Below are 16,480 nucleotides of genomic sequence, written 5' to 3' on the forward strand. Positions count from 1 at the left end.
ACCCCGCGCGCGGCCGGCCATCGTACCCGCAGGGCCTTGCACGCCGCGGGCACGCGAGCTCCCGCGGCCTACGGGTCGCCGGGATCCCGCCCAGGACGAGCCGTCGGGGGCATGACCCGTTGGCGCGGCGGTGGATCCGCCGATGCCGGGGCCGTCCCCATGACAGTCCTGGTCCAGCAGTTGGCCGCGCTGTTGAAGGGAGGGCGCATCCCCGCCCGGCTGTGGGATGAACTGTGGGCCCTGTACGGCGGTGACGCCGCGCGGGACGGGCCGGCGGCCCAGGCGGCAGTTCACAGCGCCGGCCAGCCCCGCAGCGCAAACGGAGCCGGAACGGTCCTCGGCCCGGAGTCCCGCAGGATCCTCGCAGCCGCGCGTGCCGCCGCCCGGCGCGGGTCCTCGGTGGCCGCGGCCATCCGGCGCGAGGTCTCCGCGGTTTCCGCCGGTGCGGGCGCCGTCATCACGGTCACCAGGGGTGCCGTCGGCATCCGGGCCCGCCGCGACGTGCGCGTGTGGGGCGAGCTCGCCGCATGTTTTGACACTGCTGAAGCCAGCGGTTGCCCCCTGGCCGATGTCCTCGCGCGCTTTGCCGCCCACCTTGAAACGGAGGACGACGCCGAGGCGGCGCGGCAGACGGCCTTGGCGGGGCCCCGCGCAACCGTTCGTCTGCTGACCTGGCTGCCCCTGTCGGGCCTGGGTCTCGGCCTGTTGCTCGGCGTGGACCCGGTAGCGACACTGCTGGGAAATCCTTGGGGCCTGTCGGCGTTGGGCGCGGGCGTGGCGCTGACCGCCGTCGGCCGGTTGTGGTCCACAAGGCTCGTCCGCGCCGCGGCGGAAGCACCAACGTGACGCCGCGGTCGTCGCCGTGAGGCCCGAACTTGCCGGATTCGTGATGGCAGCGAGCCTTGCCGGGGCAGCCGCAGTCGCCCTCGCCCGTCCGGCCCGTGTCCGCCGGCGGCTCCGGCGCCAGCTTCGGGCGCCTGCTGGCGGGGGCGCCCGGCGCCCGACGGTCCAGGACGCCGGCCGGCACGGACGTCACGGCCTCCCGGGCCTGCGGGACACCGCCATGATGCTGGAACTGATCGGCGCCATGCTGGATGCGGGAGCCGGACTTGGCCGGTCCCTCGACCTCGTGGCCGCCCTCATGCCACCGGAACTCGGGCGGCAGCTTCGGCCGGTTGTGTCAGCCCTCGCAATCGGTGCGGACTGGGCCACGGCATGGCGCAGCTCCGGCGCCCGGGCGCCCCAACTTCAGGCCATGCACGACGCTCTTTCCTTCGCCGCGCTTACCGGCGCCCCCTCCTCAGCGCTCCTCTATGCGCAGGCGGCCCGGCTTCGCCGCGAACGCAACAGGGCCGCCGAGCAGCGCGCGGCCGCGCTGGGGGTGAAGCTCGTGGTACCGCTGGGCCTGTGCTCCCTGCCGGCTTTCGTCTGCCTCGGCGTCGTGCCCGTGCTTCTGGGGCTGCTTCCGACGTGATGCCGGCAGCCCGCGGATCACCGGTTCGTTGGCCGCCCGGAAAGGGCCAGAGACTTCTCCTCCACAGGCCGCCACGACGGCATCTTCGGGCACGTTTTCCACTTAGCTGCCATCGGGGCTTATGGCGCGACGTGCAAGCCGGGAGAGTCGAATCAGCCGGCGATCACGCCGGTGTCCCGTGGAAGGAAAGCAGATGTCAACAAATCAGGACACTCCCGCTGCACGTCGCATTGAAGCAGGGGAGGGCGGCGTTGCGGAGGTCTATGAGATCTACCCCGGCGCCAGCTCGGTTGTTCCCGTTCAACCGCGGGGACGTACAGGGCCGCCGGCCTCGCAGGCGGGAATGGCTACCGCTGAATATGCCATCGCAACCCTGGCCGCCGTGGGCTTCGCCGGGGTCCTCGTGTTCATCATGCGCAGCGATGAGGTCCGCGGGTTCCTCCTGAACCTCATCCGGACGGCGCTCACGTTGCCATGAACGGACTCTGGCACGCCCGGGGGAGCGGCGGCCGGGCGGACCCGCCGCCGACGGCGGAGTGCCGCGGAGCCGTCACGGCTGAGTTCGCCGTCGCACTGCCCTCGGTCGTCCTCCTGCTCTCCGTGCTGCTCGCGGGTTCGGCGGCCGGTGTGATGCAGCTCCGCGTTGAGGAAGCGGCCCGCGGCGGTGCCCGGGCGGTGGCGAGGGGAGCCGCGGCCGGCGAAGTCGGTGAGATTGTCCGCCGTCTCGCCGGCGACACGGCGGACTCCGAGGTGACGCATGACGGCGAGTGGCACCGGGTCACCGTTTCCTGCCGTGTCCCCGGGGCCGTTGGCTCCCTGGTTCCCTGGGCCCTCAGCGCCAGCGCGTGGGCGCGTGCGGAGGCCCCCGGCGCGGCACAACGGCCCGGCCTGGACGAGCCCGGACTGAAAGGCGTCTCCCGTTCCCTATGGCGGGGCGGCACATGATGTCGCCTGCACCTGCACCTGCACCTGCACCTGCACCTGCACCTGCACCTGCACCTGTCCGTGCCCGGGCCCGCGGGCCGCGACCCCGGAGCCCCGATCCCGCCCACGCCCAGCACCGGTGTACGTCTATTGAGCTGGGATCGGGGACCGTCCTGGCCCTGGGACTCGGGCTGGTGGTCATCATGGCGTTGGCCCTGCTGCTGCTTTTGGCCGAATCGGCCGTTGCGGCATCGAGGGCTGCGGCGGCCGCCGATCTGGCAGCGCTGGCTGCGGCGGATGCCGCGCGGGGCATCACGTCCGGCGAGCCCTGCGCTGTGGCTCGAGAGGTCGCGCTGAAGAACAACGCCACACTGGCTGCCTGTGCCGAAGGACCGGACGACACCGTTCAGGTGCGCACCGAGTTCAGCGCCGGACCGTTCCTCGGGGCGGCCACGGGACTGGCCAGGGCCGGACCGCCCCCTGCGGCCGGGAACGGGCCAGCACCGTGAAAGATGCACCAACTCCGGCGCTCGCCAGAAGCCGCGCATCCGTCTGCGGCCTGGCGTGCAGCCCTGGCGCCGCCCGGCTCGCGCGAACGTGCAGCCCTGCCGCCCGGCTCGCACGAACGTGCAGCCCTGCCGCCCCGCCCACGAACCTGACGGCCGCCGCCCACGAACCGGCCGCTGAGACGTGGTCAGGCGCGGAGCGGCTGGGCGGGCTGATCGTCCGGGGTCCCGGCTGCGGCGGCCGTTGTGCCGGGATTGCCGGCATGCATGAGTTCGGTGGCGTCTTGGAGCAGCACATCGATCAGTGTGACGGCAGCGTCCTTGTCGAGCGGGTTGTTCTTGTTGCCGCACTTGGGTGACTGGACGCAGGAGGGGCAGCCGGACTCGCATTCGCAGGCCTTGATGGCGTCGCGCGTGGCGGTCAGCCACAACCTCGCCTTGTCGTAGCCGCGTTCGGCGAAGCCGGCCCCGCCGGGATGGCCGTCGTAGACAAAGATGGTGGGCACTCCGGTGTCGGCGTGGATGGCCGTGGACACTCCGCCGATGTCCCAGCGGTCGCTGGAGGCCACCAGCGGAAGGAGACCGATGGCCGCGTGCTCGGCAGCGTGCAGCGCTCCGGGGAACTGTGCCTCGATCAGCCCCGCGCCGGTCAGCGAGCGGTTGTCCACGACAAACCAGACCGCCTTGGTAAACAGGTCCCTGGCGCCCAATTCCAAGGGTTCTTCGCCGAGGATCTCGTTCGAAATTAACGCCTTGCGCTGGAAGGAGACCACCTGGGTTGTCACTTTCACATCGCCGAAATGCACGGCCACATCGCCCCATTGGGTGGTGCGTTGCGTTTCGAGGACCTCGATCTGGGTCACGTCCCGGGCGGTCGTGTAGTAGTCCGGGTTCGCCCGCCGCACCACCACACAGTGGTCGTCCTCATTCAGGTCTTCGACCACGTAGCTGTCGCCCTGGTGGACATAGATGGCTCCTGTATGGGCCTGGTAATGGGTCTGCGGCGAATCCATGGTGCCGAGCAAGGAGCCCGTCTCCGCGTCCACTATGCTCACCGGACCTCCGCCGTCGGCCCGGAGGTTCACCATGGCTGCGGCATTTTGCGGATGGGTCCAAAACCATCCTGCCGGCCGTTTGCGCAGGTATCCCTGCAGGACCAGGCGGTCCAGCAGCTTCTCCGCGGTGGCACCGAAGAGCTCCAGTTCGGCGAACCCGAGGGGCAGTTCCGCGGCGGCGGCGCACAGGTGCGGGCCCAGAACGTATGGATTGGAGGGATCGAAGACCGTGGCCTCCACCGACACGTCGAAAATCGCCTCGGGGTGGTTCACCAAGTAAGTGTCCAGCGGGTCGTCGCTGGCCACGAAGGCCGCGATCGCGTCCTGGCCAGCGCGGCCCGCGCGGCCGATCTGCTGGAACAACGACGCGCGGGTGCCCGGCCAGCCTGCGACCAGGACTGCATCGAGACCGGAAATGTCAATGCCCAGCTCCAGCGCGGACGTGCTCGAGACGCCCAACAGTTCACCGGAGCGCAGCGCCTTTTCCAGGGCCCGCCGCTCCTCCGGCAGGTAGCCCGAGCGGTACGCGGCCACACGCTGCGGCAGGCTGGGATCCACCTCGTCGAGGAGGCGTTTGGCGATGGAGGAAATCGACTCTGCCCCGCGCCTGGACTTGATGAACGCAATGGTCCTGGTCCGGGAGGACACCAGGTTGGCCAGCAGATCGGCGGTCTCGGCGACTGCCGTCCGGCGCTCCTTGGCGCCGTTTTCGCCCCGGAGTTCGGTCAGTGCCGGCTCCCAAAACGCCACCGTGGTGGACCCGTGGGGCGAGCTGTCTTCGGAAACGGCCTGCACGGGTGCGCCGATCAGCCGGCCGAAGGACTGGCCGGGTTCAGACGCCGTGGCGGACGCCGCGATGAACACCGGTCCGGGATGCGAGCCGCCCGGGCTGTAGTAGGCACAGATCCGACGCAGCCGGCGCATGAGGTTTGCCACATGCGAGCCGAAGACGCCGCGGTAGCTGTGGGCTTCGTCCACGATCACGTAGCGGAGGCGCCGGAAGAACCTGGCCCACCAGGCATGGTTCGGGAGAATGCCGAAGTGCAGCATGTCCGGGTTGGCGAGGATGAAGTTCGCGTGGTCCCGGATCCAGCGCCGGGACGCGGGATCGGTGTCGCCGTCGTAGGTTTCGGCCCGGACTGTGGGGAGCTTGAGTGCCCGGATCGCTGCCAACTGGTCGGCGGCGAGCGCCTTGGTCGGGGACAGGTAGAGGGTCACAGCCCCGTCGTCGTGGATTTTCCCGGGATCGGACAGGACCCTGAGCTCGGAACGGTGGATCGCGTCCAGGGCCGGCAGCTGATACGCCAGGGACTTGCCGGACGCGGTGCCGGTGGCGATGACCACGTTCTCTCCGCCGTGGGCCAGTTCGGCGGCCCGGACCTGGTGAAGGTAGGGCTCGTGGATGCCGAGGGAACCGTAGGCTGCCACGAGATCGGGGTGGGACCACTGCGGCCACGGCGCATTGACGGCCTGGCGGGCGGGGATCGTCCGCACATGACGCAGCTGTTCCGGGTCCGGACCTCGGCCCAGCAACGGAATCAAGGACTCATGCGGGTTCACTCACATATTCTTTCATCCGCCCTCAAATCGCCCCCGCCCGGCCCCTAACCCGGCGAGCAGCCCGGCCCCCAACCCGGCGCGCAGCCAGGCGCGCAGTCCGGCAGGCGCGGCGGCTTCAGCGCGGCTGGCTACCGCCCGGCACACATTTTGCCCCGGGCGCACGCCCCCGGAATGCAGACGCTCGCGGTGCCTCAGCCCACGGACAGGTCGGCCCCTTCGTCGGACGTCGACAACATCAGGACGTGGCACACCTCGCGCCAGCCGAGGTGCGAATAGAGTTTTTGGCCGTCCAGCGAGGCGAGCAACAGCCCGGAGTCGACGTCGTGTTCGAACGCCTGGGCTGCCAGGGCCTTCATGATGAAGCTGCCCAGCCCCCGCCGCTGGTAGGCCTCTGACGTCACGATGTTGTCGAAGATGGCGGTATGCCCCACCACAAACACGCGTCCGCTCGCGGCGACGTCCTCGCCGGCGCTGACCACCGCGTGGTGGACGCCGTCGGTCCGGGACGTCTCGAGCTTGAGGTCGTCGTCCGAAAGCCAGGGGTCCTCCGAATCCTGGGTCTCCATGTCCACGATCATCATGGTTTGGGAGGCCGAGGTGACATGCAGGCCGTTCCGCTGCCCCAGCATGGTGTATCGGGCCGCATCGTTGGTGAGGATGGTGAGGACCCGGGCCGGCGCTTCGGCCGTCTTTGCCGCCAGCGCCTCGAACTCCGCGTCGGACGGATCGTAGGCGAAGTACTCCCATTCGTGGGTGGTGTCACCGCGAAAGGCCGCGGGGAACCTGCCCTCCCTGCGCGTCTCATATCCGCGGCAGCCGGCCCATCCGGCAACCCAGATTTCCAGCAGGTGAGTGGTGTCTTCAACCATGGCGTCAAGACTCATGTGATGAGCGTATTCCAGCAGTGCCACAAGCAACAGGGGCCGGGTCGGGGGAAGCCGCTTGCTTATCCAATTGTGACTGTCGCCCGGCCGTCCGCCCCAGCAAGTACCCTTAAAAGCGTGGCTTTGAACAGGATTGTGCTCTTTTACGGTTTCACCCCCCTGCCTGACCCGGACGCCGTCCGGCTCTGGCAGCGCGCCCTGTGCGAAAAACTCGGACTAACCGGCCGCATCATCCTTTCCAAGGACGGCATCAACGCCACGGTCGGCGGAGAACTGAACGCCGTGAAGCAGTACGTCAAAACCACGCGCGAGTACAAGGGCTTCCAGGGCATCGACGTGAAGTGGTCCGATGGCGGCGCGGCGGACTTCCCGCGGCTCAGCGTTAAGGTGCGGGACGAAATCGTTTCCTTCGGCGCCCCGGGCGAACTCAAAGTCGACGCCGGCGGAGTGGTGGGCGGCGGAACCCACCTCAAACCCGAGGAACTCCACGAACTCATTGAAGCGAAGAAACAGCAGGGCGACGAAGTCGTGTTCTTCGACGGCCGGAACGGGTTCGAGGCCCAGATCGGCAAGTTCAAGGACGCCGTCGTTCCCGATGTCGCCACCACCCACGACTTCATCAAGGAACTCGACTCCGGCAAATACGACGCCCTCAAGGACAAGCCGGTTGTCACCTACTGCACCGGCGGCATCCGCTGCGAGGTGCTGTCGAGCCTCATGGTGAACCGCGGGTTCAAGGAGGTCTACCAGCTTGACGGCGGCATTGTCCGCTACGGCGAGGCCTTCAAGGACCAGGGCCTGTGGGAGGGCTCCCTGTATGTGTTCGACAAGCGCATGCACGTTGAGTTCAGCGGGGATGCCAAGACGATCGGCGAGTGCGTCCGCTGCTCGGCACCTACGAGCAAGTTCGAAAACTGCTCGAATCCGTCCTGCCGGACCCTGACGCTCTATTGCGCCGGGTGCGCCGCGAGCCCTGACACCCTGCGGTGCCCCGAGGGCTGTGCCGCCTGAGGCACGAACCGGGACATTTGGCCGGCGGGGAACCCTCAGATGCGGCTCACCCGGTACGCAAAGTTTGCCGGTGCGTTCGCATCCACATTGATGGAGAGCGACGCCTCTGCGGCCAGTTGCACCACGTTCACCCTGGACGTCCCGCACCGGAGACTCAGGTCCACGAGTTCGTTTTCACCGTTCTCGATGGAAAAGGACACGCGGCGGGTGCTCCGGCAGGCGAGGGTCAGGGCGTAAGTACCCTTGGGCAGCTGGGCTGTGGTCTCTTTGCGCTCCTCGTCGGCCTCCAGCGTCCCAAAACCCGTCTGGAAGACCTGTCCCTCGGCGTCGGGCAGTACGGTGTGGACCCAGTTATCCAGTTCCTCGCCCGTCACCGGCTCGTTGAGATGGGGGTCCTGGGGCAGGGCGGCGTCAGTGGTCGGCGGGGCGGCAGCCGAGGTCGATTCATCGTCCCAGTGGTCGGCGCTGTATTCATAGGCGCAACCGGACAGGACCGTGCCGAGAAATACCGCAACTGAAAGCACCACGGCGGCCGCCGGGGTGCGCCGTCGCGGCACCTTGCTCGCCGGCACAGTTGGCATACTTTGAGATTAGGGCGGCCCGGAATCAAACGCCAGAGGCCAAAGGTCCGGGTCGGACAGGCCTTTAAGGGGCGCCGGGCAGGTCGCCGCGGACCGGGCTGCGGCGGGTGCTACTCGGACGACGCCAGGTGGTACGCGTAGAGAAGCGGGGCATCCACACTGGACGTGCTGAGCGTGACCTTGCCCGCGGCGGGCACTTTGATGCGGGCGGTTTCGCGGCTGCCGTTGCAGGCGGCTCCGGCTTCGGCGAGCTGGCTGCCGTCCAGGCTGACGGCGAAGAACGCCTTCCCGCCGCCGTCGCAGGTCATGGTCAAGGTGTAGGTGCCGGCAGGCACGCCGGACGCGGTCCGGACGATCGGATCCCGGTTCAGGATTTTGCCGGCATCCTCCAGCACTGTTCCCGGGGCGGAGGGCAGCGCGGTGGCCTGCCACGCCGGGACATCGGCGCCCTCAATCGAACCGGCCGGGGAACATGCCGCTGCAGCCAGTACGACGACGACGGCGGCCACGCCGCTGAGCGTCCGCCGGGCCAGACGGGCAGCCGGGACGTGGGAGGAAGGGAAAACCATGCCTCAAACTTACCGTCTCGCAGGCTCCCCGCCGGCCGCGCCGACGTCCCGGACACCCTCTCCCTGCGGGCCCTTGACTTTGACGACGCGTCAAAGTTTAGAGTCGAAGCGACGGCCGGAAGCGATGGCCGGCAGCGGCCGGTCGGCACGGTCACAGCGGAGGTCCAGGGAACGCGGGCCCCCAAGGAGCAGAAGGAGAAGGGTGGCGGCATGGACTGGTCCGTTCAGCAGATCGCGAAGTTGGCCGGCACCACCGGCCGGACTTTGCGTCACTACGACGACATTGGCCTGCTCAGGCCGAGCCGCACCGGCAACAACGGCTACCGGTACTACGGCCAGGAATCCCTGGTCCGTCTGCAGCGGATCCTGCTCCTGCGCGACCTGGGGCTCGGGCTGCCGGCGATCGCGGACGTGCTCGGCAATGAGGCGGACGCGGAGCATGCACTTGGCCGGCACCTGGCGTGGCTGCTGCAGGAACAGGACAGGCTGGGGCGGCAGATTGCCGCGGTCCGTCACACCATTGAGGCATTGCAAACGGGAGGAAAGATCATGGCGGAGGAAATGTTCGACGGTTTCGACCACACCAAGTACCAGGAGGAAGTCCAGCAGCGGTGGGGCAAGGACGCCTATGCAAAGTCCGACGCCTGGTGGCGCAGCATGGGGGCCGGGGAGAAGGCTGCCTGGACGGAACAGTCCCGGCAGCTCGGTGCCGACTGGACGGCTGCTGCGGCGTCGGGAGTCCCGGCGGACAGCGCGCAGGCGCAGGACCTGGCCCGGCGCCACGTCGAATGGCTCAGGGGAATCCCCGGCACACCGGCGTCACCCGCAGCGGGCGGCAGTTCGGCGGCACGTGGCGGCATCAAGGGGTACGTGACGGGGCTCGGCGAGATGTACGTGGCCGATCCCAGGTTCGCCGCCAACTACGGCGGTGCCGACGGCGCCGCCTTCGTCCGGGACGCGCTGAAGATCTATGCCGAGAACGAGCTCTAGCCGGACCCGCACGCCCCAGCCCCAGCCCCGGCGCTGACGGGGGCCAACCCAGGCCCACGCCCGTGCCCGGCCACCGGACTAAACTTGTCCGGTGACTTCCTCAGCGCAAGGCCCCGCCGCACCCTCTCGTTCAACGCAGGCTCCCGCAGCCCCGTTCACGGCCGGCAACACCCCGGACGCTCCGCGCAGCGACCTCCTCGGCCTGCTCGAGGCCCTGGCCTCGGACCTGCGTGCGATTGGCTACACCGTGGACGGGGTTGCGGAGCTGCTCGGCGAGGCCGCGCACTCGGCCCTGGGCCGGGACCAGCTCATCCCGGCCCTGATCGTCACCGGGCGTTCCCTCGGGGAGCCGGCAACGGCGGCGCTCGCCGGCGTCGTGCGTCTCTGGCTTCTGTCTGAACCGCAGCCCGCGGCGACGCTCGACGCCGCCCTCCCCGGCATCCGTACCAAGGGGCTAATGGAACTTGGGCTCGTGGAGCCTGCGGGCGGGGACCTGGTCCAGGCCAGGGTGGACCTCAGGCCGTACGGCTGGGACCCGACCGTGGGGGAAGACGGGACCAGCGCCGGCGGAGCAGACCTCTGGGTGGCCAGCGACCTCGCAGCCCACCAGCGCGCCGGCGTTCTTCGTCACGACCACGTCCTGGGGATTGGGCAGGCCTCCACCACCCTGGTCCAGGTCACCGCCCGCCGCCATGTTGCCAGGGCCCTCGACCTCGGCACCGGCTGCGGCATCCAGACCTTCCACCTGCTGCACCACGCCGAGCACGTGACCGCCACGGACATCTCCGAACGCGCCTTGGCGTTTACCCGGTTCAACCTGCTGCTCAACGCCGCCGAACTGCACCTGGACCCGGCCGACCTGGACGCCCGCGTCAGCCTGAGACTCGGATCCCTGCTGGACCCCGTCGCGGGGCAGGAGTTCGAACTGGTGGTCTCCAACCCGCCCTTCGTCATCACCCCCCGCAGCCTGGGCGAGACCGCCACGGACCAGTTCACGTACCGCGACGGCGGCCTGCCGGGGGACGAGATTGTATCCTCGCTGGTCCATGCGCTGCCCTCGGTCCTTGCCCCGGGCGGAACGGCCCAGCTTCTCGGCAACTGGGAGATCACGGCCGGCGCCGGCTGGGCCGACCGGCCCCAGGGCTGGGCCGGCCCGGCCACCGACGTCTGGTTCATCCAGCGCGAGCAGGTGGGCCCCGAACAGTACGCCGAGACCTGGCTGCAGGACGCCTCGGAAAGCCGCGACCGCCGGCTCTACGAGGACTCGTACGCGGCCTACCTGGACGACTTCGCCTCGCGCAATGTGACCGGAATCGGCTTCGGAATGATCTGGCTGCGGAGGCCTGCCGACGGCGCCGGGCGGGTACTGTCTCGCTTCGAGGAGATCACCTACCCGATCGAACAGCCGGTAGGGCCACACCTGGGCGCCGCCGTCGAGCGTTCCGACTGGCTGGCCGGCCATGATCTGGCCGCCGCCCACCTGCTGGTCGCGGAGGACGTCACCGAAGAACGGCACCAGCGCCCCGGTGCGGAACACCCCGGCGTCATCCTGCTGCGGCAGGGTGCCGGGCTGCGCCGCACCAACCTGCTCAGTACCGAACTGGCGGGCCTGGTCTCAGCGTGCGACGGCGACCTGTCCGTCGGGCAGATCATCGGCGCCCTCGAGGCGCTGCTGGGCGGCTACGAGGGGTTTGACAGCGCGGAGTTCCGCGCCGGCCTGCTCGAGGAAGCCGGGAACCTCGTCCGCGACGGCTTCCTGCTGCCTGCCTGATAGCGGCGCGGCCGCGCCCGCCAACGGCGGTTCCGCCGCGGCCCCGGCCGGCAACGCCGCGTCCGCCGCTGCCCCGGCCGCCGACTTGGCCGCCGCAGGAGTGTTGGCGGCGGAGTCCTCCCGGCCGAACCGCGGCAGGACGTACGCCGTGAGGGCGAGGGCCACCAGGGCGCCGACGGCGCCGGTGAGCACGAAGCCGACGCGGACCGGCACCAGGGCGCCCAGGAGGCCGCCCAGGGCCAGCGCGCCAATGGAGACGGCACGCGTCATCCCGCCGACAATCGCCATCGCCTGGCCACGCCCGCTTTCCGGAATCCGCAGAATCGCGATGGCCCCGAAACAGGCGTTCAGCACCCCGCAGGCCACCCCCGTCCCCGTGTAGGCCGCAAAAAGCAGTTCCACGCTCGGGACCATCCCGGTGAGAACCAGGCACGCCGAGGCTCCGGTCATGGCGGCCAGCAGCACGCGCAGCCGGACCCGCGGCGTCCTGATCCTGCCGGCCATCCCGGCCCCGGCCGCCATGCCGAGGCCGAAGGCTGCGGACAGGAGGCCGTACTGGATTTCGGTGGCGCCAAGTTCGTTGCGGGCCAGGAACACCTCGAGCACGTTGGTGGCCTCGCCGACGACGATGAAGAACATCGCCCCCAGCACCAGGGCCCAGACCAGGCTGTCCCGGCGGATCAGGCGCAGCCCGTCCAGCAGCGCGGGCTTCGCCTGGCCGGCACGTTCGGCCGCCGTGCCGCGGCGGGTGCGGATCAGCAGCGCGCCCAGCCCCATGGCGACGTAGCAGCCGCTGGCCACGGTGAACACCAGCCCGGTCCCGCCCCAGCCGCTGAGCAGGCCGCCCGCCGCGGGACCTGCCATCCCCGCGATCATGATGGTCGCCTGCATGGTCCCCATGGCCCGGGGCGTGCGGTCCTCTCCGACGATCCGCGGCAGAAGGGCCTGCCAGGTGGGGCTGGCCACGGACTGGGCCGCGTCGAGCAGGAACGTCATGGCAAACAGCACGGGCAGATAGTTCTCCAGGTACTGCATGCCAAGCCCCATGCCGGCGACGGCGGCGGCGCTGACCGCCGAACTCGCCGTCGCCAGCGTGCGCGAATCCATGGTGTCGGCGAGCCGGCCCGCCCACGGGGCCAGGAGGACCAGCGGCAGCGCTGAGCACAGCAGGTACGCGGCCACGAGCCAGGGCCCGGCGACAGGAGTTTCGCCGGCGGCGGCCGCGTTCTGCAGATGCAGCATCACGCTGACGACGACGGCGCCCATCCCCGCCGTCGCCACGAACCGGGCGGTGCCGGCAATCAGGAAGTCGCGGTTGCGCCACAGGGGCGGCACGCCGGTTGCGGGTGCCGGCAATTTATGAAGTGTATGTTTCATAAAAAGGAACCTAGTCCGGCGGCAAAACAAATGTCAAGCATTTCTTTCATAGTTTGGCGGGGCTGGATACACTGGAGGAGTGAACGCAGAAACCCCGCCGGCGGAGTCAATGGCTCCGCCGGCCACCAGGCGCCGGCACCGTCCGGAGAAGCAAGTGGAAATCACCGACCCGAAGGCGATCCGTGCCTTGGCCCACGCCGCCCGGCTGGAGGTCATTTCCGAACTGTATTCCACGCAGGTGAGCCGGACGGCCACCGAGCTTGCCGCGCAGACCGGGCTGACCCCCAGTGCCATGAGCTACCACCTGCGGGCACTGCAGAAGTGGGGCATCGTGATTCCCGCCGCCACCGCGGGGGATGCCCGGGAGCGGCGCTGGCAGGCGGCCGGCACAGATTTCACCATCCACTCGCTGGGGGGAGTGGCCAGCCCCGAACTCGCCGTCCTGGACCTCGAGCTCGACGCCTACCGCCGCCGGGTCCGTGCCTACGCCACGGCCCGCAACGCCCGGCGCGAGAGCGGCGACACCGCCGACGGGCCGTCCTCGGTGGTGCTGGCCAGCAATCTGCTGTACCTGACGCCGGACCAGCGCGCCGAACTGACGCGGCGGATCTTCGACCTGCTGCGGGACTACGAACTCGAGGATCCGGACCACCTGCCCGAAGGTGCCGAACGTATGGCAACGATGTGGTCGATGATTCCGGACGACCGCGGCCCGGCGGCCGCCAAACCCGCCGCCGCAAAGCCCGCCCCCGTCAAGCCCGCCGCCGGCAAGGACTGAGCCCGCCGCCGGGAAGGCCTGCACCGGTCGCGGGCACGGCGCTGAACCGCATCCGGGGCGCCCTCAGGGGCCGGCCGGCACGTGGCCTTATTGCGGCCGGAAGCCGCGTCCGCCGGGCCGTCATTTCCGGCCGGATGCGCGGGATTCTGCAAAATATGGTGAACTAGGCGGGTATGGGCGCATCTGCCCGAGCCACCTTTTTCTGTAGGAGCACCGTGCCAAGCAAGGCCAAAACCGGCAAGAAACTCGTGATTGTGGAGTCTCCCGCCAAGAGCAAGACCATCGCCAAGTACCTCGGCGAAGGCTTCATAGTGGAGGCCTCCATTGGTCACATCCGCGACCTCCCGCAGCCCTCGGAGCTCCCCGCGGAACTGAAGAAGACCCCGCTGGGCAAGTTCGCCGTCGACATCGACAACGACTTCAAGCCCTACTACGTGGTGTCCTCGGACAAGAAAAAGAAGGTCGCCGAGCTCAAGGCGCAGCTCAAAGACGCCGACGCTCTCTATCTCGCAACCGATGGGGACCGCGAGGGCGAGGCCATCGCGTGGCACCTGCTGGAAGTGCTCAAGCCCAAGGTTCCCGTTTACCGGATGACCTTCGGTGAAATCACCAAGGAAGCCATCCACCGGGCCATGGACAACCTGCGCGATGTCGACCAGGACCTGGTCGACGCCCAGGAGACCCGGCGCGTCCTGGACCGGCTCTACGGCTATGAGATCTCCCCGGTGCTGTGGCGCAAGGTGGCCCGCGGCCTCTCCGCCGGCCGCGTGCAGTCCGTCGTCACCCGCATGGTGGTGGACCGCGAACGCGAGCGGATGGCCTTCAAGGCCGCCTCCTACTGGGACCTCACCGGCCAGTTCGGCGCCGGTTCCGGTTCCTTCAAGGCCAAACTCGCCGCCGTCGACGGTGCCAAGGTCGCCAGCGGCCGGGACTTCAACGACAACGGCGAGCTCACCTCCCGCAACGCCGTCCACCTCAACGAGGAACTCGCCACCTCGCTCGCGGCGGGGCTGCAGGACGCCGACTTCCGCGTCCGCTCCGTCGACACCAAGCCGTACACCCGCCGCCCGGCGGCGCCGTTCACCACCTCCACCCTGCAGCAGGAGGCCGGCCGCAAGCTGCGGTTCTCCTCGAAGAGCACGATGCAGGTGGCCCAGCGGCTCTACGAAAACGGTTACATCACCTATATGCGTACGGACTCGTCCGCGCTGAGCAACGAGGCCGTCACGGCCGCCCGGCGCCAGGCCTCCGAGCTGTATGGCCCCGAGTACGTGCCGCAGTCGCCGCGGGTCTACAGCGGCAAGGCAGCGAACGCGCAGGAAGCCCACGAGGCCATCCGTCCCGCCGGCGACTCCTTCCGCACCCCGGCCCAGGTGGCCCAGCAGCTCTCCGGTGACGAATTCCGCCTGTACGAGCTCATCTGGAAGCGCACGGTCGCCTCGCAGATGGCTGACGCCAAGGGCTCCACCGCCACGATCCGCCTCGGCGCCGTCACCGTTGGCGACCCGGCCGACCGCCGCGACGCCGAATTCTCGGCGTCGGGCACCGTCATCACCTTCCCCGGCTTCCTCGCCGCCTACGAAGAAGGCAAGGACGAAAGCCGCGGCGACGACGAGTCCGAGGAAGCACGCCGGCTGCCCAACGTGGCCAAGGACGACGCGCTCACTGCCAGCGACATTGTCGCCGTCGGCCACGAGACCTCGCCGCCGCCGCGCTACACCGAAGCCTCGCTGACTGCGGAGCTGGAAAAGAAGGGCATCGGCCGCCCGTCGACCTATGCCTCCACCATCTCCACGATCCAGGACCGCGGCTACGTCCGGAAGCAGGGCTCTGCGCTGGTCCCGAGCTGGATCGCGTTCTCCGTGATCCGGCTCCTCGAACAGCACTTCCACGACTACGTGGACTACGAGTTCACGGCCGACATGGAAGCGGACCTGGACAAGATCGCCAACGGCCAGGCGGCCGGACCCGCGTGGCTCAAGCACTTCTACTTCGGTGAGGACTCCGAGCCCGGCCTGCTGAGCATCGTGAACAACCTCGGCGAGATCGATGCCCGCGAGATCAACTCCATCCCCATCACGGACGCGATCACCCTCCGGGTCGGCAAGTTCGGCCCGTACCTGGAAAGCTCCACCGCGACGGTGGATCCCGAGACCGGCGAGGTGGTTGAGGCGGCCCGCGCCAACGTCCCCGAGGACCTGGCCCCGGACGAGCTCACGGCCGCCAAAGCCGTTGAACTCATGGAGACCGCTGCCCCGGAGGAGCGCGTCCTGGGCGCGGACCCGCACACCGGGCACACGATCGTGGCCAAGAACGGCCGCTACGGCGCCTACGTCACCGAGATCATCCCGGAGATGACCGAGGAACAGGTGGCCAACCAGCCCCTTGAGTATTACAAGAACGGCAAGCCCAAGCCGCCGAAGAAGCCCGTTAAGGCCAAGCCGCGCACCGGGTCCCTGTTCGCGTCCATGAGCGTCGACAGCATCACGCTGGACGAGGCGCTGCAGCTCATGAGCCTGCCCCGCGTGCTTGGCCAGGACGCCGACGGCAACCCGATCACGGTGCAGAACGGCCGGTTCGGCCCGTACCTGAAAAAGGGCACGGACTCCCGCTCCATCGGCTCCGAAGAGGAGATCTTCACGATCACCCTCGAGGCGGCGCTGGAGATCTACTCGCAGCCCAAGCAGCGCGGCGCCCGTGCCGCCGTGCCGCCGCTGGCCGAATTCGGACCGGACCCGGTCTCGGAGAAGAACATCGTGGTGAAGGAAGGCCGGTTCGGCCCGTACATCACCGACGGCATCACCAACATCACCGTGCCGCGCACCACCTCGATCGAGGAGCTGACCCGGGAACGCGCCGTCGAACTCCTCGCGGAGAAACGGGCCAAGGGCCCGGTCAAGCGCACGACGACGGCCCGGAAGGCGCCCGCGCGGAAGGCCCCGGCCAAGAAGTAGGCAGCACGCCGAAATCGCCGGAAACCTGCCGATTCGCCGGAAATTA

14 protein-coding genes and 1 pseudogene are annotated in these 16,480 nt (G+C 69.1%); 10 read left to right on the forward strand and 5 right to left on the reverse strand.

Annotated elements, in window-relative coordinates:
• The first annotated feature begins 111 nt into the window (after nucleotides 1–111).
• From AC1DZV_RS03975 to AC1DZV_RS03995, 5 genes are all read left to right on the forward strand, one after another.
• A complete protein-coding gene (locus AC1DZV_RS03975) occupies nucleotides 112–846 on the forward strand; it encodes a hypothetical protein (RefSeq protein WP_476953015.1) in 735 nt (244 codons plus the stop codon).
• 43 nt (nucleotides 847–889) lie between these two features.
• Nucleotides 890–1,474, forward strand: coding sequence for a type II secretion system F family protein (locus AC1DZV_RS03980; RefSeq protein ID WP_476953066.1), 585 nt, complete (start codon nucleotides 890–892; stop codon nucleotides 1,472–1,474).
• A gap of 151 nt (nucleotides 1,475–1,625) precedes the next feature.
• Nucleotides 1,626–1,952, forward strand: coding sequence for a DUF4244 domain-containing protein (locus AC1DZV_RS03985; protein ID WP_439954156.1), 327 nt, complete (start codon nucleotides 1,626–1,628; stop codon nucleotides 1,950–1,952).
• Entirely contained in the window at nucleotides 1,949–2,419 is a 471-nt protein-coding gene (locus AC1DZV_RS03990) for a TadE family type IV pilus minor pilin (RefSeq protein ID WP_476953016.1), read from the forward strand. Before AC1DZV_RS03985 ends, AC1DZV_RS03990 begins: the two co-directional genes overlap by 4 nt.
• Complete coding sequence (locus tag AC1DZV_RS03995) at nucleotides 2,419–2,907, forward strand: Rv3654c family TadE-like protein (RefSeq protein WP_476953067.1); 489 nt, start codon at nucleotides 2,419–2,421, stop codon at nucleotides 2,905–2,907. Before AC1DZV_RS03990 ends, AC1DZV_RS03995 begins: the two co-directional genes overlap by 1 nt.
• A gap of 185 nt (nucleotides 2,908–3,092) precedes the next feature.
• On the opposite strand, the gene AC1DZV_RS04000 is transcribed toward AC1DZV_RS03995, so the two are convergent.
• Both AC1DZV_RS04000 and AC1DZV_RS04005 read right to left on the reverse strand, forming a co-directional pair.
• Nucleotides 3,093–5,519 carry a DEAD/DEAH box helicase gene (locus tag AC1DZV_RS04000; protein ID WP_476951454.1) on the reverse strand — a complete coding sequence of 809 codons (2,427 nt, stop codon included), beginning with the start codon at nucleotides 5,517–5,519 and terminating at the stop codon, nucleotides 3,093–3,095.
• A 191-nt stretch (nucleotides 5,520–5,710) separates the two neighbouring features.
• A complete protein-coding gene (locus AC1DZV_RS04005) occupies nucleotides 5,711–6,403 on the reverse strand; it encodes a GNAT family N-acetyltransferase (protein ID WP_243182137.1) in 693 nt (230 codons plus the stop codon).
• A 117-nt stretch (nucleotides 6,404–6,520) separates the two neighbouring features.
• Here AC1DZV_RS04005 and trhO point away from each other — a divergent pair, with 117 nt between their 5' ends.
• Nucleotides 6,521–7,414, forward strand: coding sequence for an oxygen-dependent tRNA uridine(34) hydroxylase TrhO (trhO, locus tag AC1DZV_RS04010; RefSeq protein WP_028277710.1), 894 nt, complete (start codon nucleotides 6,521–6,523; stop codon nucleotides 7,412–7,414).
• Between the two features lie 35 nt (nucleotides 7,415–7,449).
• Here the strand turns inward: trhO and AC1DZV_RS04015 are convergent, their stop codons facing one another.
• A complete protein-coding gene (locus tag AC1DZV_RS04015) occupies nucleotides 7,450–7,995 on the reverse strand; it encodes a DUF6023 family protein (protein ID WP_476951455.1) in 546 nt (181 codons plus the stop codon).
• 110 nt (nucleotides 7,996–8,105) lie between these two features.
• Nucleotides 8,106–8,564: a hypothetical protein gene (locus AC1DZV_RS04020; RefSeq protein ID WP_476953017.1), complete on the reverse strand. Its 459-nt coding sequence runs from the start codon at nucleotides 8,562–8,564 to the stop codon at nucleotides 8,106–8,108.
• A gap of 210 nt (nucleotides 8,565–8,774) precedes the next feature.
• On the opposite strand from AC1DZV_RS04020, the gene AC1DZV_RS04025 reads away from it, so the two are divergent.
• The gene (locus AC1DZV_RS04025; protein ID WP_476953018.1) at nucleotides 8,775–9,554 is read left to right on the forward strand and encodes a MerR family transcriptional regulator; all 780 of its coding nucleotides are present in this window, start codon (nucleotides 8,775–8,777) and stop codon (nucleotides 9,552–9,554) included.
• A gap of 91 nt (nucleotides 9,555–9,645) precedes the next feature.
• Nucleotides 9,646–11,325 (forward strand): DUF7059 domain-containing protein, encoded by a 1,680-nt coding sequence (locus AC1DZV_RS04030; RefSeq protein WP_476953019.1) that lies wholly within the window; start codon nucleotides 9,646–9,648, stop codon nucleotides 11,323–11,325.
• 117 nt (nucleotides 11,326–11,442) lie between these two features.
• On the opposite strand, the pseudogene AC1DZV_RS04035 reads toward AC1DZV_RS04030, so the two are convergent.
• A pseudogene (locus AC1DZV_RS04035) lies at nucleotides 11,443–12,702 on the reverse strand (MFS transporter); the annotation flags it as partial.
• Between the two features lie 79 nt (nucleotides 12,703–12,781).
• On the opposite strand from AC1DZV_RS04035, the gene AC1DZV_RS04040 reads away from it, so the two are divergent.
• Together AC1DZV_RS04040 and topA are read left to right on the forward strand one after the other, a co-directional pair.
• Entirely contained in the window at nucleotides 12,782–13,480 is a 699-nt protein-coding gene (locus tag AC1DZV_RS04040) for an ArsR/SmtB family transcription factor (RefSeq protein ID WP_476951458.1), read from the forward strand.
• A 215-nt stretch (nucleotides 13,481–13,695) separates the two neighbouring features.
• The gene (gene topA / locus AC1DZV_RS04045) at nucleotides 13,696–16,434 is read left to right on the forward strand and encodes a type I DNA topoisomerase (RefSeq protein WP_476951459.1); all 2,739 of its coding nucleotides are present in this window, start codon (nucleotides 13,696–13,698) and stop codon (nucleotides 16,432–16,434) included.
• Nucleotides 16,435–16,480: the final 46 nt, after the last annotated feature.

It is taken from the genome of Arthrobacter sp. P1_D12 (assembly GCF_056406175.1).